21 protein-coding genes and 1 other RNA gene are annotated in these 22,343 nt (G+C 69.4%); 5 read left to right on the top strand and 17 right to left on the bottom strand.

Going from position 1 to position 22,343, the window contains the following annotated elements; translation table 11 throughout:
• Nucleotides 1–80: 80 nt before the first annotated feature.
• Entirely contained in the window at nt 81–635 is a 555-nt protein-coding gene (locus tag ACWDR4_RS44765) for a hypothetical protein (protein ID WP_450417283.1), read from the top strand.
• Here the strand turns inward: ACWDR4_RS44765 and ACWDR4_RS44760 are convergent.
• The 8 genes from ACWDR4_RS44760 to ACWDR4_RS44725 all read right to left on the bottom strand — a co-directional run bounded on the left by ACWDR4_RS44760 (nt 618) and on the right by ACWDR4_RS44725 (nt 9,445).
• Nucleotides 618–1,202 carry a hypothetical protein gene (locus ACWDR4_RS44760; RefSeq protein WP_450417281.1) on the bottom strand — a complete coding sequence of 195 codons (585 nt, stop codon included), beginning with the start codon at nt 1,200–1,202 and terminating at the stop codon, nt 618–620. The genes ACWDR4_RS44765 and ACWDR4_RS44760 overlap by 18 nt on opposite strands.
• 5 nt (nt 1,203–1,207) lie before the next feature.
• Nucleotides 1,208–2,599 carry a hypothetical protein gene (locus tag ACWDR4_RS44755; RefSeq protein WP_450417279.1) on the bottom strand — a complete coding sequence of 464 codons (1,392 nt, stop codon included), beginning with the start codon at nt 2,597–2,599 and terminating at the stop codon, nt 1,208–1,210.
• On the bottom strand, nt 2,596–2,898 hold the full coding sequence (locus ACWDR4_RS44750) for a hypothetical protein (RefSeq protein WP_450417277.1): 303 nt from the start codon (nt 2,896–2,898) through the stop codon (nt 2,596–2,598). The genes ACWDR4_RS44755 and ACWDR4_RS44750 overlap by 4 nt, the downstream gene beginning before the upstream one ends.
• Complete coding sequence (locus ACWDR4_RS44745) at nt 2,883–3,539, bottom strand: hypothetical protein (RefSeq protein WP_450417275.1); 657 nt, start codon at nt 3,537–3,539, stop codon at nt 2,883–2,885. Before ACWDR4_RS44745 ends, ACWDR4_RS44750 begins: the two co-directional genes overlap by 16 nt.
• Before the next feature lie 188 nt (nt 3,540–3,727).
• Entirely contained in the window at nt 3,728–4,969 is a 1,242-nt protein-coding gene (locus ACWDR4_RS44740; protein ID WP_450417273.1) for an acyltransferase family protein, read from the bottom strand.
• A complete protein-coding gene (locus ACWDR4_RS44735; RefSeq protein WP_450417271.1) occupies nt 4,966–7,164 on the bottom strand; it encodes a polysaccharide deacetylase family protein in 2,199 nt (732 codons plus the stop codon). Before ACWDR4_RS44735 ends, ACWDR4_RS44740 begins: the two co-directional genes overlap by 4 nt.
• Nucleotides 7,165–7,241: 77 nt before the next feature.
• Nucleotides 7,242–7,973, bottom strand: coding sequence for a hypothetical protein (locus ACWDR4_RS44730; protein ID WP_450417269.1), 732 nt, complete (start codon nt 7,971–7,973; stop codon nt 7,242–7,244).
• 479 nt (nt 7,974–8,452) lie between these two features.
• Entirely contained in the window at nt 8,453–9,445 is a 993-nt protein-coding gene (locus ACWDR4_RS44725) for a LysR family transcriptional regulator (RefSeq protein ID WP_450417267.1), read from the bottom strand.
• An 83-nt stretch (nt 9,446–9,528) separates the two neighbouring features.
• On the opposite strand from ACWDR4_RS44725, the gene ACWDR4_RS44720 reads away from it, so the two are divergent.
• From ACWDR4_RS44720 to ACWDR4_RS44710, 3 genes are all read left to right on the top strand, one after another.
• Nucleotides 9,529–10,902, top strand: a complete 1,374-nt coding sequence (locus tag ACWDR4_RS44720) for an MFS transporter (RefSeq protein ID WP_450417265.1) — start codon at nt 9,529–9,531, stop codon at nt 10,900–10,902.
• A 75-nt stretch (nt 10,903–10,977) separates the two neighbouring features.
• A complete protein-coding gene (gene yicI, locus ACWDR4_RS44715) occupies nt 10,978–13,269 on the top strand; it encodes an alpha-xylosidase (RefSeq protein ID WP_450417263.1) in 2,292 nt (763 codons plus the stop codon).
• Complete coding sequence (locus tag ACWDR4_RS44710; protein WP_450417258.1) at nt 13,269–14,282, top strand: LacI family DNA-binding transcriptional regulator; 1,014 nt, start codon at nt 13,269–13,271, stop codon at nt 14,280–14,282. The genes yicI and ACWDR4_RS44710 overlap by 1 nt, the downstream gene beginning before the upstream one ends.
• Before the next feature lie 22 nt (nt 14,283–14,304).
• On the opposite strand, the gene ACWDR4_RS44705 is transcribed toward ACWDR4_RS44710, so the two are convergent.
• The 7 genes from ACWDR4_RS44705 to ftsE form a co-directional block, all read right to left on the bottom strand.
• Complete coding sequence (locus ACWDR4_RS44705; RefSeq protein WP_450417256.1) at nt 14,305–14,637, bottom strand: HEAT repeat domain-containing protein; 333 nt, start codon at nt 14,635–14,637, stop codon at nt 14,305–14,307.
• Nucleotides 14,634–15,248, bottom strand: a complete 615-nt coding sequence (locus ACWDR4_RS44700) for a hypothetical protein (protein ID WP_450417254.1) — start codon at nt 15,246–15,248, stop codon at nt 14,634–14,636. Before ACWDR4_RS44700 ends, ACWDR4_RS44705 begins: the two co-directional genes overlap by 4 nt.
• A 104-nt stretch (nt 15,249–15,352) precedes the next feature.
• Nucleotides 15,353–15,755: a transfer-messenger RNA gene (ssrA, locus tag ACWDR4_RS44695) on the bottom strand.
• 129 nt (nt 15,756–15,884) lie between these two features.
• Nucleotides 15,885–16,367: an SsrA-binding protein SmpB gene (smpB, locus tag ACWDR4_RS44690; RefSeq protein ID WP_235478257.1), complete on the bottom strand. Its 483-nt coding sequence runs from the start codon at nt 16,365–16,367 to the stop codon at nt 15,885–15,887.
• A 69-nt stretch (nt 16,368–16,436) separates the two neighbouring features.
• On the bottom strand, nt 16,437–17,627 hold the full coding sequence (locus ACWDR4_RS44685) for a S41 family peptidase (protein ID WP_450417252.1): 1,191 nt from the start codon (nt 17,625–17,627) through the stop codon (nt 16,437–16,439).
• 67 nt (nt 17,628–17,694) lie between these two features.
• Nucleotides 17,695–18,615 carry a permease-like cell division protein FtsX gene (gene ftsX / locus ACWDR4_RS44680; protein ID WP_450417250.1) on the bottom strand — a complete coding sequence of 307 codons (921 nt, stop codon included), beginning with the start codon at nt 18,613–18,615 and terminating at the stop codon, nt 17,695–17,697.
• Between the two features lie 27 nt (nt 18,616–18,642).
• On the bottom strand, nt 18,643–19,332 hold the full coding sequence (ftsE, locus tag ACWDR4_RS44675) for a cell division ATP-binding protein FtsE (RefSeq protein WP_450417248.1): 690 nt from the start codon (nt 19,330–19,332) through the stop codon (nt 18,643–18,645).
• A gap of 311 nt (nt 19,333–19,643) precedes the next feature.
• Between ftsE and ACWDR4_RS44670 the strand changes: the two genes are divergently transcribed.
• On the top strand, nt 19,644–19,835 hold the full coding sequence (locus tag ACWDR4_RS44670) for a hypothetical protein (protein ID WP_235478254.1): 192 nt from the start codon (nt 19,644–19,646) through the stop codon (nt 19,833–19,835).
• Nucleotides 19,836–19,955: 120 nt separating this feature from the next.
• On the opposite strand, the gene ACWDR4_RS44665 is transcribed toward ACWDR4_RS44670, so the two are convergent.
• Nucleotides 19,956–20,564, bottom strand: coding sequence for a hypothetical protein (locus tag ACWDR4_RS44665; protein WP_450417247.1), 609 nt, complete (start codon nt 20,562–20,564; stop codon nt 19,956–19,958).
• A gap of 301 nt (nt 20,565–20,865) precedes the next feature.
• Nucleotides 20,866–21,972 (bottom strand): peptide chain release factor 2, encoded by a 1,107-nt coding sequence (gene prfB, locus ACWDR4_RS44660; protein WP_450417246.1) that lies wholly within the window; start codon nt 21,970–21,972, stop codon nt 20,866–20,868.
• Nucleotides 21,973–22,343 lie beyond the last annotated feature (371 nt).

The raw sequence follows: 22,343 nt of genomic DNA, 5'->3' as shown, positions 1-22,343 counted from the left end.
CAGAGCACGGCGGGCCACTCCTGGGGGTCCCGGTGCCCCGCTATCCTCTACCGGACCCCACACAGGGAACGGGAGAGTCCATGTCCGCCGAGTCCAGGTCCGACAGGCCCAAGGTGCAGCCCGCCAAGCGCACCTTCGCCGGGAACGTGCGCTTCGCGGTGGCGTTCCTCGTCGTCTTCGCGACGACGATGGGCGGGGCGTTCGCTTGCGTGTACCTGATGCTGAGGCTGGGGGACTCCACGCCTCTGTCGCCCCTGATTCATGAGGACGGGCAGGGTGCCCTGATCATCGGCGGAATCGCCATCGGGGGGGCTCCCGGGCTGTTCCTGCCGCTGATTCTGATCGCCATGGTGTGGGGCACCGAGGACGATCCCCGGATGGGGGCGGGCTCGGCCGCGAAGAAGGTTCTCGGGCTGATCCTCTTCGACGTCTACGTGTTCGTCCTGGCCATCGTCGTCTCCCAACTGGGGTGGCTCCTGCCTCAGCAGATCACCACCTTCGTCGCCGTCGTCGTCATCGGTTTCAGCTACGTGCCGCTGATGCTGTTCCCCTGGGAGAAGATCGGCCTGGGCGGCATGATCGGAAAGCGCCGCCCAGGGTCCCTCCGTCCGTCGGTCTCACTCCAGAAGGACTGAGTCCGCCAGCTCGTCGGCGATCTTCTCCAGTTCCCCGCCGAAGCCCAGGGTCGACCACAGCAACCTGCATTCCAGAGCCGTGGGGTACTGGCGCGGCAGAACATAGTGGAGCACCCCCTCCACGATGGTGCCGCTGTCGCTGTCCGGCGCCGTCGGCTCCAGGCGGTGGACCCTGAGGGCCGGTCCCAGCGGCAGCTCGACCTCCGTGAGCCCCTGCTCGCCGAAGTACGGACCCTCCGCACGGGCCGCCTCGGCACGAAAGGCCCCGACGGAGAGGGACTCCAGCGGGATTCTCAGCTCCCGGACGGAGTACGAGGCGATGACCGCGCTCTCCGGTGGAGCCAGCACCGCAGCGCACAGCGCCCGCTGTCGGACCGCCACGCCCCAGTACCACAGGACGTCCGTGGCGAACGCGTCGCGCGCCTCGACGGGCGCGTCCTCGGCCAGGTGCTCTGCCGCGACCTCGCGGGCCCAGGTCTCGGGGTCCTCGCTGCGCAGATCCAGGACCAGCCAGTTCTGCGGGGCGGGCAGCACGACCCGGCACTGCCGCCAGTCGTTCGTGACCATGGACGTCACCTCCCGGCCAGCGAGGCGTCGGAGCCGGTGACGTCGATCTCCGGGTCGCCGCCGAACAGCCCGGCGAAGCTCACGGCATCGGATGTCGCCCCCGTCGCCGTACCGCCGAGCGACACCGAGTTGTACGCGATGGCCTGCTTGAAGGCGTCGGGCGTACCGATGAAGGCGAGATCCGACGCGTCGATGTTCTTCATGCGCCCGAGTTCGTCGACCAGGCCCGGTCCCCCGTACAGGCTGGCCACGCCACGCACTCCCGCCGTGTCATAGGCGTTGCGGAACGCGGCTCCGTTGTCGCTTCCCCTGAACAGTCCCCGCCAGTTGCTGCCGATCGTGCTCAGGTCGTCCGCGAAGGACCTCGGCAAGCCCTTGAAGGCGGCTGCCAACGACACGTCGGGCAGCACCACGTTGTCGACGGCTCCGGCGCGCGGCCCGACCATCGACTCGACGAGCGCACGCGTCCCGCGCGAGTTCATTCCCGGGTTCCAGGCGCGGACGTACTGATTCGCGGCATTCCAGACCCGGCTGCGCCCGACGGTGGCCGCGAGCTTGGACCCCGTGGTGAAGACGCGTCCGATGCCGAACGTCGCCAGTCCGAGGACGTCGATCGCCACATCGCCCCACGACCCGTCTCCGTTGATGGCGAGCAGAACGTGACAGACGAGTGAGACGACCGTCATCACCAAGGCGATCGTGCCCAGCACTCCCGCGAGGGCCTGGCCGATGATCGGGATCCAGCCGACCGCCAGCGCCGCGAGTCCGCAGACCGCCGCGATCGCCCCCGAGATCTCACTGATGATCTTCAGCGAGTCCCGCAGATCGTCCAGCCACCCGTCGTTGAGACCGTCGCCCTCCGTCGTGTCGTGGATCGCCTTGGCCGCCTTGTCGCCGGCCTCCTTGTGGCGGGTCTTCACGGCGGCGAGCTGTCCGCGCAGGCCGTCCAGGCCCTCCTGGATGCCGGTCACCTTCTTGTCGAGCTTCTTCTGCTCGGCGTCCGTGGTGCCCTTGGGCGGGTTGTCGGCACCGGACCTGGCCGTGGTCAGGTCGCCGCTCTTCGTCTCCGCGTCGCGCAGGAGCTTGTCGGCGTCCTCCTGGATGGTCTCCAGGTCGGTGTAGTACGTCTTCAGCGCGGACGCGGCGTCGGCGTAGCGGTCGTGTGCCTTGCCGACCGTCTTCGCCGTGTCGCCGGCCTTCTCGGCGAAGGCCTTTCCGGCCTCGGAGTCCCAGCTCTCCAGGTTTCCGAGCCGGCGCAGCGCCTCGGTGGTCTCGGTGATGGTCTTGGCGGTGGCCTCGAACCGGCGAGCGAGGGCCTGGAGGTCGTGGACGTCACCGGGCACCGGGTCACCGCTCTCCCCCAGCACCTCCCACCGGTTGTCCGCCGGGCGGCTCACTTCTTCTTCCCCTTGCCCGTCAGCGCGTCGTACAGGGCGGTGTCGAGTTCCTTGTACGCCTTGGCGGACTCGTGGGCGACCTTCCCGAGTCCCTGGATCTCCTCGATCATCTTCTTGCGGTTGTCGTCCCAGCCGTCCGAGAAGTCCTGCAGCCGCTCGTGGAGCTGCTGGTGCCCGACGGTACGGCGGTCGTACGCGTCCATGAGCTTGTCGAGCCCTTCCAGCTCGGTCGCCACCGTCCGCAGACCGGTGCCGGCCTTCTCCAGGTCGGCCAGGTCGACCCTCAGTCGCTCGCCCATCCCTCTTCTTCCTCCCCGTTGTGTCCTGCGTTGTCTTCCACCTTGCTGGTTCTCTGCCAGCGCAAAGTACCGGCCACCGCGTCGAACAGCCCCACCATGGCGTCCGCGACGGGCTCCAGCGGAGTGCTGAAGGTCAGCATCAGCACCTCGTCGCGGTCCGGGACCGGGACGAAGTACTCGACGATGGTGTCCTCGAACTCGGAGCCCAGCTTCCGCGACTGCTTCGTCCGCTCGCGCCTGACCAGCCGGGCCGCCCGTCCGGCGGGCAGCCTCGTCAGCTCGACCTCGCCCGAACCGGCGAGCGCGGCGACGGCGTCCAGGCCGTCGAACCTCCGGTGGAGGTGGGAGACGAGGAGGGAGGCGGACAGCGGGATGCCGCCGACCTCCAGGAACGACAGGTACAGCACGACGCCGCCCTGCTCGACGCCTGCCCCGGCGGTGTCGAGGAGCTGTTCCTCCGTCTTGCGGCGCAGGATCGGCTGGTCGTCGACGCCCGCGAACTGCCGCTTGATCAGGGCGTTCACGGACGCTTCGAGGCGTTCTCGGGGCTGGAGCGGGATGCGGTACCAGTCCTCGGGCGTGACCAGTCCGAAGACCGGCGCGCGCCCGGGGGACGGCTGTGTTGTCGGTGCCTTGCTCAACTTCGTTCTCTCGCTCGACAGAAAAGGGGTGCCGGGGGTAGCGACACGTTAGCGGGGCGCGAGGGACGGACACCAGAGCGAATCATGGGCTGCCCTTTACCTTCACCGCGTGCACGCGGCACAGAGCGGCCCGGCACCCGTCAGGTGCCGGGCCGGCCGTCCCCGATCCCCCTCCCTCAACCTCTCCCTCAACCCCTCCGCCGCCCTCCCCCACGCTTCGCCCCGTTCGGCCACAGCCGTGGGCTTCGCTTGGCGGCGACGTCCTCGATCCAGCCCAGGGACAGGATCGTCAGGCCGATCAGGGGCCAGACCAGGAGGAACATCCACAGGTTGTACGTCGTGTCCAGCGCGGACACCATCCCCTCGGACATGAAGGGGAGTTCGTACAGGAGGTCGATCAGGGGAACCGTGGCCATGATCAGGAGGTTGTGCCACAGGTAGATCGTGACGGCCCTGTTGTTGGAGAGGGTGACCAGCTTGTCCCACTTCGCCAGGCGGCCCGGCAGTTCCTGCCACGACGGGGAGTACTGGAGGAGGATCACCACGAACCCGAAGGACCAGGTCGCCTGGGCCAGCGGGATGTCGTTGAGGTCCCAGCCGTCGGGGCCCTTGTGTCCCGAGGCCCACCAGATGCCGAAAGCCATGATCAGGGCCGCGCAGGACACGGACAGATAGCGCGGGATCTGCTTCAGCAGGCCCTCGTGGTGGGCGAAGCCCAGCACCCAGCAGCCGCCGAACACCGCGAAGTCCGTCACCGCGTTGCCCGTTTCCCCGGGGATCTTCACCAGGCCCGTACCGACCACCGCCGTCAGGGCCAGCGGGGCGAGCAGTGTCGCCCACGGGAGCCGGCGGAACGCCCACAGGAGGAGCGGCGAGGCGATCACGAACCACAGATAGGCCCGCAGGTACCAGAGCGGGCCCGCCGCCTGGACCGCCCAGGTGTTCTCCAGCACGCCCGACTTGGAGCCGATGCTCCAGGGGTAGGGCGGGGCGCCGATCGGGACGATGTAGTTGAGGAGTTCGACCAGACCCCAGGTGCCGGCGTGGTCGGGATCCTTGGTCGGGTTCCAGCCGCCGATGAACATCAGCGTCAGCGCCACCACACTGAACGCCCACAGCGGGGGCAGCAGGCGCCTGATCCGGCCCCTGATGACCCCGGCCGCCGGGCGGTTCAGGGAGCGGGCCATCAGCGAGCCCGCCAGCGCGAACATCACGCCCATGGAGGGGAACAGGATCGTCAGCCACGCCCAGCCGAACAGGTGGTAGACGACCACCCGGACCAGGGCGATGCTCCGGAGCAGGTCCAGGTAGCGGTCGCGGCCGGGCTTCTTCGCCCGGGGTGCGGCGGGCGGTTCGTCCGCCGTCGGCCGGCGCGGGATGTCGTACGTCGGCGAGGACGTCGTGTCCGTCGCCGGGGGTGGCTGGGTCATCCCACGGGCCTCCTGTTGTCGCTGCCGCTCGTCCGGGCGGCCGGTACGGCGTCGGGGGCCGAGCCGACGACGCCGGTGCGCCGCAGCTTCTGCCACCGCAGCCGGCCGCCGGTGAGGGCGGTGATCCAGGACTGGAGCAGGACGACGTACATGAGCTGGCGGTAGAGGATCTGTTGCAGGGGCAGCGAGATCAAGTGGGTCATCTTCTCGCGGTCGAGGCGGAACGCGTAGGCCGCGCAGATCAGTTGGATGGCCAGGACGCCCAGCCAGGCGAAGACGGTCTTCTCGGTCGGGCCGAACACCAGCCCGTAGAGCAGGAACACGTCGATCAGGGGAGCCAGGAGCGGGGCCACCACCATGAAGAGGGAGACGAAGGGGAGGCCGACGCGGCCGAAGCGGCCCGACGGGCCCCGTTCGACGACGGAGCGGCGGTGCTTCCAGATCGCCTGCATGGTGCCGTACGACCAGCGGTAGCGCTGGGACCAGAGCTGCTGGACGGATTCCGGGGCCTCGGTCCAGGCGCGGGCGTTCTCCGCGTACACGACCCGCCAGCCGTCGCGGTGCAGGGCCATCGTGATGTCGGTGTCCTCGGCGAGCGTGTCGTCGCTCATCCCGCCGACCCGCTTCAGGGCCGAGCGGCGGAACGCGCCCACCGCGCCGGGGATCGTCGGCATGCAGCCCAGGACGTCGTACATACGGCGGTCCAGGTTGAAGCCCATCACGTACTCGATGTGCTGCCAGGCGCCGATCAGGGAGTCCTTGTTGCCGACCTTGGCGTTGCCGGCGACGGCGCCCACGCGCGGGTCGCCGAACGGCTGGACGAGTTCACGGACGGTGCCCGGCTCGAAGACCGTGTCGCCGTCCATCATCACGATCAGGTTGTAACGGGCGTTGGCCACACCCCGGTTGAGGGCGGCGGGCTTGCCCGCGTTGAGCTGGCGCACCACGCGTACGTTCGGCAGGCCCATGTTCTCGACGATGCGGGCCGTGCCGTCGCTCGACCCGTCGTCGATGACGATCACCTCGATGGGATGCTCGCTGCGCATCAGTGACCGCACGGTGGCCTCGATGCACTTGGCCTCGTTGTACGCCGGGACCAGCACCGACACCGGTTCGGTGATCGGCGGGCCCCAGCTGAAGTCGGGGCGGCGGGTGCGGCGGGCGTGCAGGACGGAGAGCAGCAGCATCAGGCCGAACCGGGCGAACACGAGGACACCGATGATCGCGAGACCGACGACCAGTACGGCGGTGATCCCGTCGGAGGCCCGGACCAGGAAGGTCCACGCCTTGCCCTTCGCCAGTTCGACGCCCGCGACCGGGGTGTGCGCGCTGGGCGCGTCCAGGGCCTCGGTGAGGTTCTGGAAGTCGTACCCCTTCTTCCTCATGTCGGGCAGGAAGCGGTCCAGGGCCTCGACGGTCTGGTGACGGTCGCCGCCGGAGTCGTGCATGAGGACGATCGCGCCCTTGCCGCCCTTGGGGGTGGCCTGGCGGATGATCGCGTCGACGCCCGGCTTGCGCCAGTCCTCGCTGTCCGTGTTGTTGACGACGGTGATGTAGCCGCGCTTGCCGATGTACTCCGTGACCGGCCACGACTTGTTGTCCATGGCGTCGGCGAAGGAGGAGTACGGCGGCCGGAACAGCGACGTACGGATGCCCGCCGCACCGGCGAGCGCCAGCTGGTTCTGGGACAGTTCCCAGTCGATCCGCTTCTTCGACTGGAGCGAGAGGTCGGGGTGGTTGAAGGTGTGCAGCCCCACCTCGTGCCCCTCGTTCACCATCCGCCGGACGAGTTCCGGGTAGCGCGAGGCCATCGTGCCGGTGACGAAGAAGACGGCGTGCGCGTCGTACCTCTTCAGGACGTCCAGGACCTTCGGGGTCCACTCGGGGTCCGGGCCGTCGTCGAACGTGAGGACGAGGCGGTGGTCGGGCATCTGCAGACTGGTGGCCTGGCCGCTTCTGGTGTCGATGACCGGGCCGCCCTCCAGGATCTTCTCCGGCACTAGGTCGGCGGAGGCCTCGGTCTGGATGCGGTGGTCGGCGAGGATTTCGCTGTGCACGTACCCGCGCAGCATCAGCATCGCCATCAGGGCGACCAGGATGAGCGTGGGCAGCAGCAGGCGCATGGGCAGCCGTCGGCGCCGGGCGGCGCCGGTGGCGTCGTTCCGGGCGCCGCGGCGGCGGGTGCGGGATGCCATCAGAGGTTGTTCTCCGGGGACGAGGAGATCAGATCAGAACGGAGTCGGCGGTCGGCGGTGAGCGGGGCGGAGGGTGGTCAGGCCGTCGTGGTGGCCGGCTCCGACGCGGAGACCGGGTCTCCGGTGGAGCCGGTGGCGCTCGGTTCGGCCGGGCTCTCGGCGATCGGGGTCGGGTCGGTCGTACCGCCGGCGACCGTGCCGCCGTCCGTGCCGCCGTCCGTCGCCGGTGACTCCGACGGGTCGGGCGAGGGGCCGCTGCTCTCCGTCGGGCTCGGCTCCGGCGAGTTGGACACCGTCGCGGAAGGCTCGGGGTCCGGGTCGCTCGAAGTGGTCCCCGGGCCGGGCACGGTGGCGCTGGCCGAGGGCTTGGGCTCGACGGACGGGCCGGGGTTCGCGGCGCTGGACGAGGCGCCCGGCGTGACGGCGGTGCTCCCCTGCGACGGCGTGACCCCCGCGCTGACCGACGCCTCCGGGGTCGGTGTGACCCCGGCCGAGTCCGACGGCAGCACCGATTCGGCGGGCAGCGGTGAGGTGTCGACCTGGCCCGCCGGCTGCTCGTCCTGCTGGCCCGGTACCGGCAGCCAGGGCGCGTCCGAGTTGCCGGACAGAAGGGTGCCGACGATGACGACGGCGTACACGGCGCAGGCGATGCCCACGGCGATGCCCATCCGGCGGTAGCGACGGCTGCGGCGGCCGGTCTCGTCCACGAAGACGGGACCGTCACCGGCACCGGCGTCCGCGCCCTCCTTGGCCTGCCGTACGAGGAGTTCCTCCAGCTGCCGGCCGACGCCGTCGAGCTGAACGGTCACTTCGTGCGGGTCGTGGGTGTGACCCGCCTCCGCGGTGTTCTCCCAGGGACGGCTGGAAAGCGACGCGATCGAATCAGCCGAGCCGGTCTGCTCGACCGGTTCCGCCGGTTCCGCCGTTCCGGTTTCGCCCCGACGCGGTTGGGCGTGCGCGCCTCTGCCTCCGGCTCGCCCGGGGCGCACCGGTGCCCCGGCGTGTCTCTGCCGGGGAACAGGGCCGGTGCCACCCGGAGCGACTCCGGGAAGCTGCTGGGTTCCGGACTCGGCCTCGCTGTCGGGCCACTCCGGTTGGGTGTCTTCACGCCACTTATTCACACGCACGCACATCCCCCCACGGGAACTTTCGGGGCGCGCGTACGATTCCGGGTTATTCGTACATCAATGTTCGAACCGGACCCCCATCCGGTCCGAGCGCCCCCATTTATCACACTGCGCCCAGGCCTCGAATGTAGCGCAGATGGAGGTGCCATGTTTGCCATGTGTCACTTCCGCACCGAAATGGTGTTGAGATCGGTGGCCGGAATCCACCCGCCAACAGGCCTCCGCAGCCACCCCTCCTCGCTCGCGAGCTGAGCCGCGGCCTGCCGAAGGGCGTCGATTCCCGGATGCGCCAGCCCCTTCCGCCACACCAGTGACACGGGCGAGAACGGGACAGGGTCGACCAGCGGTCGCAACACTGTTCGAGCCATGGGCGGGAAATCCACCACGACGAGAATCGGGTTCCGCATCTTGGCCATGATCCGCTGGAACTCCTCGTCGCCCACAGCGAGCGGAGCGGGTGGCGCGATGTCGATCCCGCGCCCCTCGAAGAGTTGACGTGCGAGATCGGTCCACTCCGGTGTACGAGGGTTTCCCGCACCCGCGTACACGGTCTCCCCCGCCAGCGCGGCCAACGGCACCTCGGACAGCGCCGCCAGCCGGTGGTCCTCGGGCAGCACGATCGCCATCGGCTCGTAGCGCACGGGCTGTTGGTCCAGCTGGGCCCGCAGCACCGGGTCCAGGCCCGCGAACCGTCCGAACGACGCGTCGAGCCGGCCCGCGAGCAACTCCCCCGCCGCGAAGGTGAGTCCGCTCTCGAACCGGGCCATCAGCTCGTGTTCCGGGGCGAGTTCACGCGCCCGGTGCAGCACCCGCCGCCCGGTCGCGAGCCCCGGCGAGTTCAGGTCCACCAGCAGCGGCCGGGCCTCCCCGAACGCGGCCAGCAGCTCGTCGTGGGCGGCCAACACCCGCCGGGCGTACGGCAACAGCCGCTCACCGTCGGCCGACAGCGTCACCCGCCGGGTCGACCGTACGAAGAGATCGGCGCCCAACTCCCGTTCCAGGCGCCGGATGTCACGGCTCAGCGCCTGCTGGGCCACGAAGAGGCGGGCGGCGGCCCGGGTGAAGTGCAGCTCCTCGGCCACGGTGACGAAGGCGCGCAGGAGACGGGGGTCGAGGTGGTGCGGGGCGGAGTGGTGCGAGGCGGGCGCAGACATCCGGCGAACTTACAACAGGAGTGCGTGAATGGGCGGGGAACAGGTGTTGGACCCCGTGATCGACTCGGGGCGACGGTGGACGCATGCCGCAGCCATCCCCTCGACCACGCCCCGAACCCCGCCTCGCACCTCACCCGGAAACCCGCCCCCGACCACTCCCCGCCGTCACCCAGGACACCCTGGTCATCGCCGACTTCGGCCCCCGCACCCGAACGCCCCGTAGGACGCCCCGCCCACCCGGCCCGTACCGCCGCCTCTTCACCCTCCCCGGCACCCGCGCCTTCACCGCCGGGAACCTGATCGCCCGGCTGCCCATGGGCATGTTCAGCGTGAGCGCGGTCATCATGATCGCCGGGTCGCGCGGCTCGTACGCCCTCGCCGGTGCCGTCACCGCGACCGGGCTAGCCGCGACGGCCCTGGTCGCCCCTTGGACCGCACGGCTCGTCGACCGGTACGGCCAGGCCCGGATCGCCGTACCCGCCACGGCACTTGCCGCCCTCGGCTCCCTCGCCCTGCTGCTCTGCGTGCACTACGGCGCCCCCGACTGGACCCTCTTCGCCGCGTACGCCGCCACCGCCACGACTCCCAACACGGGCGGGATGTCACGCGCCCGCTGGGCCCACCTCCTGGACGGCGACAAGAAGGGCGACAAGGAGGCGCTGCACACCGCGAACTCCTTCGAACAGGCCGCCGACGAGCTGTGTTTCATGCTGGGCCCGGTCCTCGCGGCCTTCCTCTGCGGGGCGTTGTTCCCGGAGGCGGGCACGCTGGTCGGGGCGGTGCTGATGATGACCGGGGTACTCGTCTTCGCCGCCCAGCGGTCGACCGAGCCACCCGTCCAGCCCCGCGTCGAAGGGCTTCACCAGCGCGGGACGTCTCCGCTGCGCGCCCCCGGGATGCGCCCGCTGCTCGCCGTATGCCTGGCCACGGGTGCGGTGTTCGGGTCGATGGAGGTCGTCACGATCGCCTTCGCGGACGAGCGGGGGCACAGGACGGCCGCCGGTGCCGTACTCGCCCTCCAGGCGGCCGGGTCGTGCGCGGCCGGTCTGCTGTACGGGGCGCTGCGGCCGGCCGGATCCGCCGAGCGGCGCCATCCCTGGTGTCTGGCCGCGATGACGGTCCTGATGACGCTTCCCCTGTTCGCCGCCGCCCTGACCGGCTCGCTCCTCGTCCTCGCGGGTGCGCTGCTCGTGGCCGGGATGGCCACCGCGCCCACGATGATCACGAACATGACCCTGGTCCAGAGCCGCACCCCCGAGGGCCGCCTGAACGAGGGCATGACCCTCGCGGTGACCGGTCTCCTCGGCGGCATCGCCTGCGGTTCGGCGGCCGGCGGCTGGGCGGCGGAACACGTGTCGGCCACGGCGGGGTACGGCGTTCCGGTCGCGGCGGCGACGAGCGCGCTGCTGCTGTCACTGGCCACGGCCCGCCGGGCCGATTCGCGTATATCCCATTGACTCGCTTGCACGCGGCACATACCTTCGCCCGTCGAAGCGCTTCGACACCACACGGGGTACGAAGGGGTACGGACTGTGAAGTTCACCGACGGCTACTGGCTGTTGCGCGAGGGCGTCACCGCCGCCCACCCGGTCGAGGTCCTCGACGTGACGGACGCCGACGGCACGTTGGACATCCACGCGCCGACCCAGCCCATCCGCCACCGCGGCGACCTGCTGAAGGGACCGGTCGTGACGATCAGCGCGCACGCCCCGATGCCCGACGTCATCGGCGTCACGTTCACGCACTTCCAGGGCGAGCAGCCGCAGAGCCCCCAATTCGAGGTGCGGAGAGAGGAGTTGACGGCGCACACCGAGTACGACGACGAGCACGCGACCCTGACCTCCGGCACCCTCTCGATCCGGGTCAGCCGCACCACGCCCTGGCACGTCGACTTCCTCGCCCACGGCCGTGTCCTCACCAGCAGCGGCCCCAAGGGCATGGGCATCATGCGGGACGCGACGACCGGGGCCCATTACCTGCGCGAGCAGCTGGGGTTGGGGGTGGGGACCAGCGTCTACGGCCTCGGTGAACGCTTCGGCCCGCTGGTCAAGAACGGCCAGGTCGTCGACATGTGGAACGCCGACGGCGGCACGGCGACCGAACAGGCCTACAAGAACGTGCCGTTCTACCTCACGGACGCGGGCTACGGAGTCTTCGTCGACCACCCCGGCCGGGTGTCCTTCGAGGTCGGCTCGGAGGCGGTGTCCCGGGTGCAATTCAGTGCCGAGACACAGCAGTTGACGTACTACGTCATCCACGGCCCGACCCCCAAGGACATCCTCCGCAAGTACACGGCCCTGACCGGCCGCCCGGCGCTGCCGCCCCCGTGGTCGTTCGGCCTGTGGCTGTCCACCTCCTTCACCACCTCCTACGACGAGGAGACGGTGACGTCGTTCATCGAGGGCATGCGCGAGCGTGAACTCCCGCTCTCCGTCTTCCACTTCGACTGTTTCTGGATGCGCGAGTTCAACTGGTGCGACTTCCAGTGGGACCCGCGGGTGTTCCCCGACCCCGAGGGCATGCTCCAGCGGCTGAAGTCGAAGGGCCTGCACATCAGCGTCTGGATCAACCCGTACATCGCCCAGCGCTCCCCACTCTTCGCCGAGGGCAAGGCACTTGGCCATCTGCTCCGCAGACCGGACGGCAGCGTGTGGCAGTGGGACCTGTGGCAACCGGGCATGGCACTGGTCGACTTCACCAGTCCGGCGGCCCGCGACTGGTACGCCTCGAAACTGGAGGCCGTGCTCGCGCAGGGCGTCGACTGCTTCAAGACCGACTTCGGTGAACGGGTGCCGCTGGACGTGGAGTTCGCCGACGGCTCGGACCCGGAGCGGATGCACAACTACTACACGTACCTCTACAACAGGACGGTCTTCGACGTGCTGCGCAAGCACCGCGGCGAAGGGGAGGCGGTCGTGTTCGCGCGTTCGGCGACGGCCGGCAGCCAGCAGTTCCCGGTCCACTGGGGCGGCGACTGCGAGGCGACGTACGAGTCGATGGCGGAGTCGCTGAGAGGCGGACTGTCCCTCGGGCTCTCCGGGTTCGGCTACTGGAGCCATGACATCGGCGGCTTCGAGGGCACCCCGAGTCCCGCGCTCTTCAAACGCTGGGTGGCCTTCGGCCTCCTCTCCTCCCACAGCCGCCTGCACGGAAGCTCCTCCTACCGGGTGCCGTGGCTGTTCGACGAGGAGGCCGTGGACGTACTGCGCCTGTTCACCCGGCTGAAGCTCCGCCTCATGCCGTATCTGTACGAGGCCGCCCGCACCGCAAGCGCGGAGGGCGTCCCGATGATGCGCGCGATGGTCCTGGAGTTCCCGGACGACCCCGGATGCGCCTACCTGGAACGGCAGTTCATGCTCGGCCCGGACCTGCTGGTCGCGCCGGTCTTCAGCGACGAGGGAGACGTCTCGTACTACGTCCCCGAGGGCGAGTGGACCCACTTCCTGACCGGCCGGACGGTCACCGGCCCCCGCTGGGTGAAGGAGCGCCACGGCTTCGACAGCGTGCCGCTGCTCGTACGCCCCGGGTCGGTGATCCCGGTGGGCGCGGTGGACGACCGCCCCGACTACGCGTACGCCGACGGGGTCACGCTGCACGCGTACGGCCTGGCGCGCGGCGCCCAAGTGACGGTGCCGGTAGGGGACTTGACGTTCACAGTGGTCCGCGAGAGCAACACGCTGCGGGCGTCGTGCAGCGATCCGTCGGCGCCCTGGGGACTGGCGGCGGGCGGACGCGAGGTGCGGGCGAGGGCGGGCACCGGGTTCCTGACGGTGGAGCTGGGACCAGGTGCGCAGGGGTCGTCGGTCGAATCGGGAGGCGAGTGATGGTGAAGATCACCGATGTGGCACGGCACGCCGGGGTCTCCCCGAGCACGGTCTCGTACGCCCTCAGCGGCAAGCGCCCGATCTCCGAGGAGACCCGGCAGCGCGTCAACCGCTCCATCAAGGAACTCGGCTACCACCCCCACGCGGGCGCCCGAGCCCTGGCCAGCAGCAGATCCAACGTACTGGCGCTGGTCGTGCCGTTACGGGCGGGCATCCACGTCCCGGTGGTCATGCAGTTCGCGGTGTCGGTGGTGACGGCCGCGCGCCGCCACGACCACGACGTCCTGCTCCTCACCCAGGAGGAGGGCGAGGCCGGCCTGCTCCGGGTCGCGGACACGGCACTGGTCGACGCGCTGATCGTGATGGACGTCCAACTCGACGATCCCCGGCTGCCGTTGCTGCGCGCACTGGACCTGCCGTCGGTCCTGATCGGCGTCCCCTCCGACGCGGCCGGCCTGACCTGTATCGACCTGGACTTCAAGGCGGCGGGCGAGCTGTGCGTGGAGCGTCTGGCGGCCCTGGGACACCGGGTGATCGCCCTGATCGGCTCACCACCCGCCGTGTACGTACGCCGGACCGCGTTCGCCCAGCGCGTGGTCCAGGGGTTCACGGCTGCCGCCGACCGGGGCGGGCTGTCGTCCTCGGTGCACCCCTGCGAGGCGTCGCCGGCCGCGGCGAGGGTGGTCGCGGAACAACTCCTGCGCGAGTACCCGGCGTTGACGGGGGTCGTCGTCCACAACGAGGCGATCCTGGAACCCCTGATGGACGCCTTCGAACAACTCGGCCTACGCGTCCCCGGCGACCTCTCCGTCACCGCGATCTGCCCGGACGACCTGGCCGAGAACCTGCCCGTCCCGGTCACCTCGGTCGCCATACCCTCGGCGGAGGTGGGAGCCCGGGCGGTGGACCTGCTGATGAAGAAGCTGAACGGCACGGGCCACATCCCGGAGGCGACCCTGCTGCCGCCCCGCCTGACGGAACGGGCGAGCACGGTGGCGCGGGCGGCACCCTGATCCTCGTGACTCCGCACCCCGCTCACGTGTCGGTCGGGTTCTTCTTCCGCCACCGCCACCGCCAGAACTCACTGGCCCGGTGGTCGTCCTCGAAGCCCGGGCCGAGAGGCCCCACCCGCTCGATCGCCTCCTCGGTGCGCGGATGGTCGCGCAGGGCGAGACCGTAGGCGGCTTCCAGGCGCACGAGCTGGTTGTCGTGGCCGAGCAGCGTCACCAGGGCGTCGGCGACCGCGGGCGTACGGATTCGAGAGTTCGCGAGCTTCTCCGCCGCCGCACCCCGCGCGTCCGGGTCCGGGTCCTCGGCCAGGAGCAGCAGTGCCCGGGTGATCTCCGGAAGGAGATCGTCGTCGCTCATCCCCGCGCCGCACGCCGCGACCCGTACGTCGAAAGGGCGTAGGGCACCTCACGGCGTACACGGGGGTCGGGATGGCCGGCGTACCGGAGCCCGATGGCCTCCTGGCCCTGGTGCCGGTACTCGGTGTAGACGTCCAGCACCTTCGCGAGCATCCGGCTGTCCGTCTCCTCCGCCGCCCAGGCAGCCAGGAACTCGCGCTCCTGCTTCTCGTAGGAGGAGTCGCCGGAATGAACGAGCGCCCACCTCCGCACATAGTCGAGCACGAACCGGCGGTGTGCCGGGGCGGCGTCGTGGCGATGGGCCACCACGGCCGACCAGGTCTCGAAACTGCGCCGCCGGGTGAGGGTCCAGCAGACCGTCATGGTCCTCGTCGGGCGGGTCGACGGCGCGCGCGAACAGTTCGTCGACCGGGGTGAGGATGCGGAAGGCCCGTCCACGGCACGCCACAGAGGTGTGGTCCCGTCCGGCAGCACCCGGTCGGGGTCCGCCCCGCCCTCCACCAGCGCCTCGGCGACCGCTTCGTCGTACGCCGCGACAGCCACGCACAGCACCGGCAGCGCGTCCGCGTCCGCCGTGTCGGGATCGGCGCCCTTCTCCAACAGGGTCCGCACGGCTTCCGCGTCCCCTGCCCGAACCGCCGCCCCGAGCCGGCACGCACGACAAAGGCCCCGCCGCTCGAAAGCGACGGGGCCTTTGGCACTGCATAACATGGGAATTGTGGAGATGGCGGGAATCGAACCCGCGTCCAACGGTGCGGAATCAGGGCTTCTCCGTGTGCAGTTCGCTGTGCTTTTCTCGGCCCCGGCAATCACGCGAACAAGTCGCCGACGGGCCCAGTCACTGTTAGATTTCCCTCTTCACCCCGTGACCGGGATCAAGGTTTAGTCCCCTAGCTGATGCCAGGATCCGGGTCGGGAACACTCCCGGGCTGACACTCCCATTAGTGCGGAGCAGGCTCGTCGCTACCTGAAATCAGGCGGCGAGAGAGAACTGCTGCGCGGGAGAATCGCTGTTGGAATTGGCGATTATTTTTTTCGGCCTGTGGTTTACGAGATCATGGCCGCTTCCTCGACACGCTTCACCTGCTTCGACAGCCGCTGTCGAAACCGATCATCCCCATGTTGTTTTTTCAATCCCTCCGAAGAGGAGTCCCTCCGGGGAGGAACAGCGCACCCTCGGTGAGGTGCAGTTGCCATCGTACGTGACCAACGCGCGCCGATGCCACCTAATTCCCGGCGCCACCGGCGCTACGCGTGCTGCTGCTTGCGCCGCACCGCCGAGACCGCCCGGTCCGTCTCGCGCCGGTCCTGCTTCTCCCGCAGCGTCTGCCGCTTGTCGTACTCCTTCTTGCCTCGCGCCAGCGCGATCTCGATCTTCGCCCGGCCGTCCTTGAAGTACAGGGCGAGGGGCACGATCGCGTGACCCGACTCCTGCGACTTGGACTCCAGCTTCTCGATCTCCGCGCGGTGCAGCAGCAGCTTCCGCTTGCGCCGGGCGCTGTGGTTGGTCCAGGTGCCCTGGCTGTACTCCGGTACATGCACGTTGTGCAGCCACGCCTCGTGCCCGTCGAGCTGCACGAAGCCGTCGACGAGCGAGGCCCGCCCCTGACGCAGCGACTTCACCTCGGTACCGGTGAGGACCAGACCGGCCTCGTAGGTGTCGATGATGGCGTAGTCGTGCCGCGCCTTCTTGTTCTGGGCGATCAGCTTCCGCCCTTTTTCCTTAGCCATAGTCCGACCATTTTCGCACTACGAGGGCGTGCGCAGGAAAGTCGTTTACGAGAGGTCCGACGAGAGTCCCTACGAGGGGTCCGACGACGGGTCGCCCAGCCCGCTGAGCACGGTCTCCGCCTGCTCCAGCGCTCCCTGGTCGGCGTCGAGGTCGGGCGTGAGGCCCACGCCGTCGACGCCACGCCCCGACGGGGTGCGGTAGTGGCCGACGGTCAGTTCGGCGACGGAGCCGTCGGGCAGCCGGCTCGGCATCTGCACCGAGCCCTTGCCGAAGGTCCTGGAGCCCACGACGACCGCCCGGCCACGGTCCTGGAGGGCTCCCGTGAGCAGTTCGGCCGCGCTCATCGTGCCGCCGTCGACGAGCGCGACCAGGGGTCTGGTGGTGTCGCCGCCCGGATCGGCGTGCAGGGCGCGCTGCTCGCCGTTGACGTCGTACGTGGCGACCAGGCCACCGTCGAGAAAGGCGGAGGCGGCGGTGACGGCCTCGTCGACCAGTCCGCCGGAGTTGCCGCGCAGGTCGAGGATGATCCCGGCGCCGCTGGGCGCCTGCCGTACGGCGGTGCGGACCACGTCGCCCACGCCCTTGGTGAAGGCGGCGACCCTGATGACGGTGACGTTGTTGTCGGCGACCTTCCGAACGGTCGCGGAGTCCGTGGACAGCTGAGCCCGGCGCAGGGTCTCGCTCCACGCGCGCGTGCCGCGTTCCAGCCCGAGGCGGACGGTCGTACCGGCGGCGGCGTCCTGTGCGTCACCGCGCAGTAAGGAGACGACCTCGGTGACCGGCCGCCCGTCGACCGCCCGGCCGTCCACGCTCCGCAGCCGGTCTCCGCTGCGGATCCCGGCGACGGCCGCGGGCGACCCGGACCGCACCTTGGTGACCTCGATACGGCCGTCCCGCTCGCGCCGCGCCCACAGCCCGACGCCCGTGTACTGGCCGTCGAGGGCCTCCTCCAACTCCTCGTACTCCCCCGGGGAGTACACCGCCCCCCAGCGGTCCCCGCTGCGGCTGACGGCGCGCTCGGCGGCCTCCACGGGGGACTTGCCTGCGGCCATGGCCTCGGCGGCAGCAGCGGCGACGTCCTCGTGATGGCCGGCGGGGGCGGCGGCGCGGGCCGTGTCCGGGAGGGCGGACCTCCGCTCGACGGGCTCGGGGAACGAGCCGGTGGCCGCGCCGGCGACCAGAACGCTCGCGAAGAGCAACGTCAGAGCCGCCCCGCGGCCTGCGCGGCGGGGCTGTGCGAACAGGTCACGGCCTGACATGCCGGTGAGTCTAGGACAACGCGAAGGGCCGTACGGTCGGTTGACCGAACGGCCCTCTTGTCATGCGTCACACCTTCAGGTACTTGCGCAACGCGAAGAAAGCGGCCAGCGCGGGCATCAGCAGACTCGTCGCGAGGATCAGCGGAAGCTTGGTGAGCACGGCGTCCCAGCCGATGAAGGTGATCAGGTTCAGCTTCTCGGACAGCGCCAGCCCGTGATCGATGATGAAGTACCGCCCGACCAGCAGGAAGGCACAGGCCACACCCCCGCCGATCAGCCCGGCGACGGCCGCCTCCATGATGAACGGCGCCTGGATGTAGAACCCGGAGGCGCCGACGAGCCGCATGATCCCGGTCTCACGCCGACGGCTGAACGCGGACACACGCACGGTGTTGACGATCAGCATCAGCGCGACGACGAGCATCAGCGCCATCACCGCCCGGGCCGCCCAGTTCATGCCGTTCAGCAGCTCGAAGAGGTTGTCAAGGATGCCTTTCTGGTCCTGCACGGACTGCACACCGTCGCGCCCGTCGAAGGCGGTCGCGATGACCTGGTACTTCTCCGGGTCCTTGAGCTTGATCCGGTACGACTCCTGCATCTGGTCCGGGGTGAGCGAACTGGCCAGCGGGGAGTCGCCGAACTGCTCCTTGTAGTGCTTGTAGGCCTCGTCCGCGGACTCGTACGTGACGTTCTGCACGACCGAGTTCATCTTCTGCAGATCGGCGAGGATCTGCTTCTTCTGGTCGCTGGTCACCGCGCCCTTGGCACAGTTCGGGTCGGACTCGGCGTCGCTCTTGTTGCAGAGGAACACCGAGACGTTGACCTTGTCGTACCAGTAGCCCTTCATCGTGCTGACCTGGTCGCTCATCAGGAGCGACCCGCCGAACAGGGCGAGCGACAGGGCGACGGAGACGACGACGGCGAAGGTCATCGTCAGATTGCGACGGAGACCCACACCGATCTCCGACAGTACGAACTGGGCGCGCATGGCGTGCTCAAGCCTTTCGGGGGACTGTCAGTGCTGGTAGCCGTAGACGCCGCGCGCCTGGTCACGGACGAGGCGGCCCTTCTCCAGCTCGATGACGCGCTTGCGCATCTGGTCCACGATGTTCTGGTCGTGCGTCGCCATCACCACGGTCGTGCCCGTCCGGTTGATCCGGTCGAGCAGCTTCATGATGCCGACGGAGGTCTGCGGGTCGAGGTTGCCGGTCGGCTCGTCGGCGATCAGCAGCTTGGGCCGGTTCACGAAGGCCCGCGCGATGGCGACACGCTGCTGCTCACCACCGGACAGCTCCCCGGGCATCCGCTCTTCCTTGCCGCCCAGCCCGACAAGGTCGAGCACCTGGGGCACGGACTTACGGATCTCACCCTTGGACTTGCCGATGACCTCCTGCGCGAAGGCGACGTTCTCGGCGACCGTCTTGTTCGGCAGCAGCCGGAAGTCCTGGAACACCGTCCCCAGCTGGCGCCGCATCTGCGGCACCTTCCAGTTGGAGAGGCGCGCGAGGTCCTTGCCCAGGACGTGCACCTGACCGTGGCTGGCACGCTCCTCGCGGAGGATCAGCCGCAGGAAGGTGGACTTTCCGGAGCCGGAGGACCCGACGAGGAAGACGAACTCCCCCTTCTCGACCTCCAGGGTGACATCCCTGAGGGCGGGGTGGTTCTGCTTGGGGTAGAGCTTGGAGACGCTGTCGAATCGGATCACGGAAACACCACAGGCCGTCGGAGACATCGGGGGCAGACGACCGTGACCATACGCGACCCGGGTGTCCCGGCGCAGGCTCCGCTACCGCTTGGACAAGGCTTGTGCCCTTTTGTACGGGGCGCAGCCCCGACAAAGGGGCGCGGGGAACTGCGCGACCAGCCACACACAGCCCGCAGCCGCGAGACAATGGAAGCCCCCACCAAGGAAGCGAACCGCGCACCCTCCGGAGGAACCTGGCACAGTGGAGTGGGGAACGGTTGCGTTTCCGGAAGCGTTGTGTAGGTGAAAGCGGCGCAAGGAGGGCAAGGCGCATGACGTACGACCGATTGGTGTGCGCGAACTGCGCGTCGCCCGTGAGCGAGGGACGCTGTCCCGTCTGCCGGGCGAACCGCGAGCGGCTCCAGCAGGAGAATCCGTTCGCCGGACTCAACCCGATGGCGCTGATCGCGCTGCTGGCGATACTGATCGCGGCACTGGCACTGGTGGCGCACCAGACGGCATAGCCCGAGCGCGGTCACAGCCCCAGAGACACACGAAGGGCCCGGAGCGACGATGCTCCGGGCCCTTGCGCGTACGTACGACTGGCTACTGCCTACTGGCTACAGCTACCAGGGGCTGGGCTACTAGGCCGCTGCGCCGCCACGGCCGCCCACGAGGCGCGGGAGGATGCGGAAGGCGATACCGCCGGCGATCATCGTGGCCGCACCGATGATCAGGAAGGTCGTCTCGGCGGCACCGGTCTCGGCGAGCTCGTCGCCCGAACCCTGGGCCGCGGTCTCCGAGCCCGTGTCGGTGAGGGACGAGGAGCCCTCCTCCTGGGTGGAGGTGTTGGAGCCACCGTCGGGGTCGGCGTTGTTGCCGCCGCCGTCGGTGTCGTCGCCGCCGGTGCCCGTGCCGCTGCCGTCGTCGCCCGTGGGCGTGGCGGTCGGCTCCTCCTCAGTGGGCTCGCTCGGCTCGGTGGAGGGCTCCTCCGGCTCCGTGGGCTCCGGGTCGGTCGCGGTCGGGTCCGGGTCCTCGGGCACGGTGGGCGTGGGCTCGGTCGGGTCCGGCGCCGGCTCGCTCGGGATCTCGGTCACGGTCTCGGTCGGTTCCGGGCTCGGCGTACCGGCACAGACCACGACCAGGTCGCACTCGTCGGCGGAGGCGATGCCCGCGGCGGTGAAGGACGCACCAGCGGCGATCACCGCTCCGGCCGCGATCCGCGCGACCCGGATCCGCGTCTTATTCGTCATATGGCTGCTACCCCCAGTAGCTGAATTCATCAGTGGAGCCGCGCTCGGGGCGGTGATCGACAGGGGGCGCGGTAGGCACCCCCCGGTTCACATGCGCCCCAGAGATACGCATGCCGCGCGTTACCCTTCCGATTTTCCAAGGGAACGTCAAGGTCGTTGCGTACGCAATGTCCGCTTGTTCCTCCGGTGGCACACATCAGACCCTGTGAGTGTGATGTAAAACCCAGACATCCCAAGACACAAAGCAACCGCCGTCGGATGGACGGCGGTTGCTATGTCGACAAGGCGCCCTGCGTAGACCCTACTTCTCCTGCTGCTTGCGCCAGCGAATCCCGGCTTCGAGGAAGCCGTCGATCTCGCCGTTGAACACGGCCTCGGGGTTGCCGACTTCGAACTCCGTCCGCAGGTCCTTGACCATCTGGTACGGGTGCAGGACGTACGAACGCATCTGGTTGCCCCAGGAGTTGCCGCCGTCGCCCTTGAGGGCGTTCATCTTGGCCTGCTCCTCCTGGCGGCGCCGGTCGAGGAGCTTGGCCTGGAGCACGTTCATCGCGGACGCCTTGTTCTGGATCTGCGACCGCTCGTTCTGGCAGGAGACCACGATGCCGGTGGGGAGGTGGGTCAACCGCACCGCGGAGTCGGTGGTGTTGACGCCCTGCCCGCCAGGCCCGGAGGACCGGTAGACATCGACTCGCAACTCGGACTCGTCGATCTCGATGTGATCGGTCGTCTCGACAACGGGCAGGATCTCGACGCCGGCGAAGGAGGTCTGGCGACGCCCCTGGTTGTCGAAGGGCGAGATGCGCACGAGGCGATGAGTGCCCTGCTCGACGGACAACGTCCCGTAGGCATACGGCACCTGGACAGCGAAGGTGGTGGATTTAATACCCGCCTCCTCCGCGTACGAGGTCTCGTAGACCTCGGTCTTGTAGCCCTTCTGCTCGGCCCACCGCAGGTACATCCGCTGAAGCTTCTCGGCGAAGTCGGCGGCGTCCACGCCACCGGCCTCCGCGCGGATGTTGACGAGGGCCTCACGGGCGTCGTACTCGCCGGAGAGGAGGGTACGGACCTCCATCTCGTCCAGCGCCTTCTTGACGGAGGCCATCTCGGTCTCGGCCTCGGCGCGGGTGTCCGGGTCGTCCTCCTCCTCGGCCATCTCGAAGAGCACGCTCAGATCGTCGATCCGCCCGCGCAGCGCCTCGGCCTTCCTCACCTCCGCCTGGAGGTGGGAGAGCTTGCTGGTGATCTTCTGCGCTTCCTCCGGGTCGTCCCACAGGGACGGCGCTGCCGCCTGCTCCTCGAGCACGGCGACATCTGCCCTCAGCTTGTCGAGGTCCAGGACGGCCTCGATCGACTCCATGGTCGAGGAGAGGGACTTGAGCTCTTCGGATACATCGACGACTGCCACGACACCAGCGTAACGGCTCCGCCGAGCGACAGACTTTCCCGGCCGCCTGTTGCCCCGGGGGCGACGTTCCCCACAGCCGAACCGCTTTTTCTCGCCCCCGCCGCCCCTACCCGTCCCATCCTTCTGGGGGCTGCGCCCCCAGACCCCCGCTACGGCCCTGAACGGGCCTTGTCCTCAAACGCCGGACGGGCTGAGTGGGGGTACGGGCCGGCGTTCAAGGACAACCGCACTCGGCCCACCCTCTTCCCCGCCCACCCTTGCCTCGCCCACCTTTTTCCCCGCCCACCCGCCCCCACCACTTCCGAAGCACAGGCGGTACCTCTTCAGCACCGGCCGGCGCATTCCAGCCCGTCCGGCGTTTGAGGACGAGG

The sequence above is a fragment of the Streptomyces sp. NPDC000878 genome (assembly GCF_053599695.1).
Note: the sequence above shows the minus strand (reverse complement) of the source record. Positions and strands in the feature narration are given on the sequence as shown.

Bases quoted from the DNA above. Each gene is read 5' to 3' on its own strand.
- ACWDR4_RS44665 (WP_450417247.1), bottom strand. From the start codon at position 20,564: ATGACGAATAAGACGCGGATCCGGGTCGCGCGGATCGCGGCCGGAGCG.
- ACWDR4_RS44685 (WP_450417252.1), bottom strand. From the start codon at position 17,627: ATGTCAGGCCGTGACCTGTTCGCACAGCCCCGCCGCGCAGGCCGCGGG.
- ACWDR4_RS44720 (WP_450417265.1), top strand. From the start codon at position 9,529: ATGCCGCAGCCATCCCCTCGACCACGCCCCGAACCCCGCCTCGCACCT.
- ACWDR4_RS44750 (WP_450417277.1), bottom strand. From the start codon at position 2,898: ATGGGCGAGCGACTGAGGGTCGACCTGGCCGACCTGGAGAAGGCCGGC.
- ACWDR4_RS44735 (WP_450417271.1), bottom strand. From the start codon at position 7,164: ATGGCATCCCGCACCCGCCGCCGCGGCGCCCGGAACGACGCCACCGGC.
- ftsX (WP_450417250.1), bottom strand. From the start codon at position 18,615: ATGCGCGCCCAGTTCGTACTGTCGGAGATCGGTGTGGGTCTCCGTCGC.
- ACWDR4_RS44725 (WP_450417267.1), bottom strand. From the start codon at position 9,445: ATGTCTGCGCCCGCCTCGCACCACTCCGCCCCGCACCACCTCGACCCC.
- ACWDR4_RS44670 (WP_235478254.1), top strand. From the start codon at position 19,644: ATGACGTACGACCGATTGGTGTGCGCGAACTGCGCGTCGCCCGTGAGC.
- ACWDR4_RS44740 (WP_450417273.1), bottom strand. From the start codon at position 4,969: ATGACCCAGCCACCCCCGGCGACGGACACGACGTCCTCGCCGACGTAC.
- ACWDR4_RS44760 (WP_450417281.1), bottom strand. From the start codon at position 1,202: ATGGTCACGAACGACTGGCGGCAGTGCCGGGTCGTGCTGCCCGCCCCG.
- smpB (WP_235478257.1), bottom strand. From the start codon at position 16,367: ATGGCTAAGGAAAAAGGGCGGAAGCTGATCGCCCAGAACAAGAAGGCG.
- ACWDR4_RS44705 (WP_450417256.1), bottom strand. From the start codon at position 14,637: ATGAGCGACGACGATCTCCTTCCGGAGATCACCCGGGCACTGCTGCTC.
- ACWDR4_RS44765 (WP_450417283.1), top strand. From the start codon at position 81: ATGTCCGCCGAGTCCAGGTCCGACAGGCCCAAGGTGCAGCCCGCCAAG.
- ACWDR4_RS44710 (WP_450417258.1), top strand. From the start codon at position 13,269: ATGGTGAAGATCACCGATGTGGCACGGCACGCCGGGGTCTCCCCGAGC.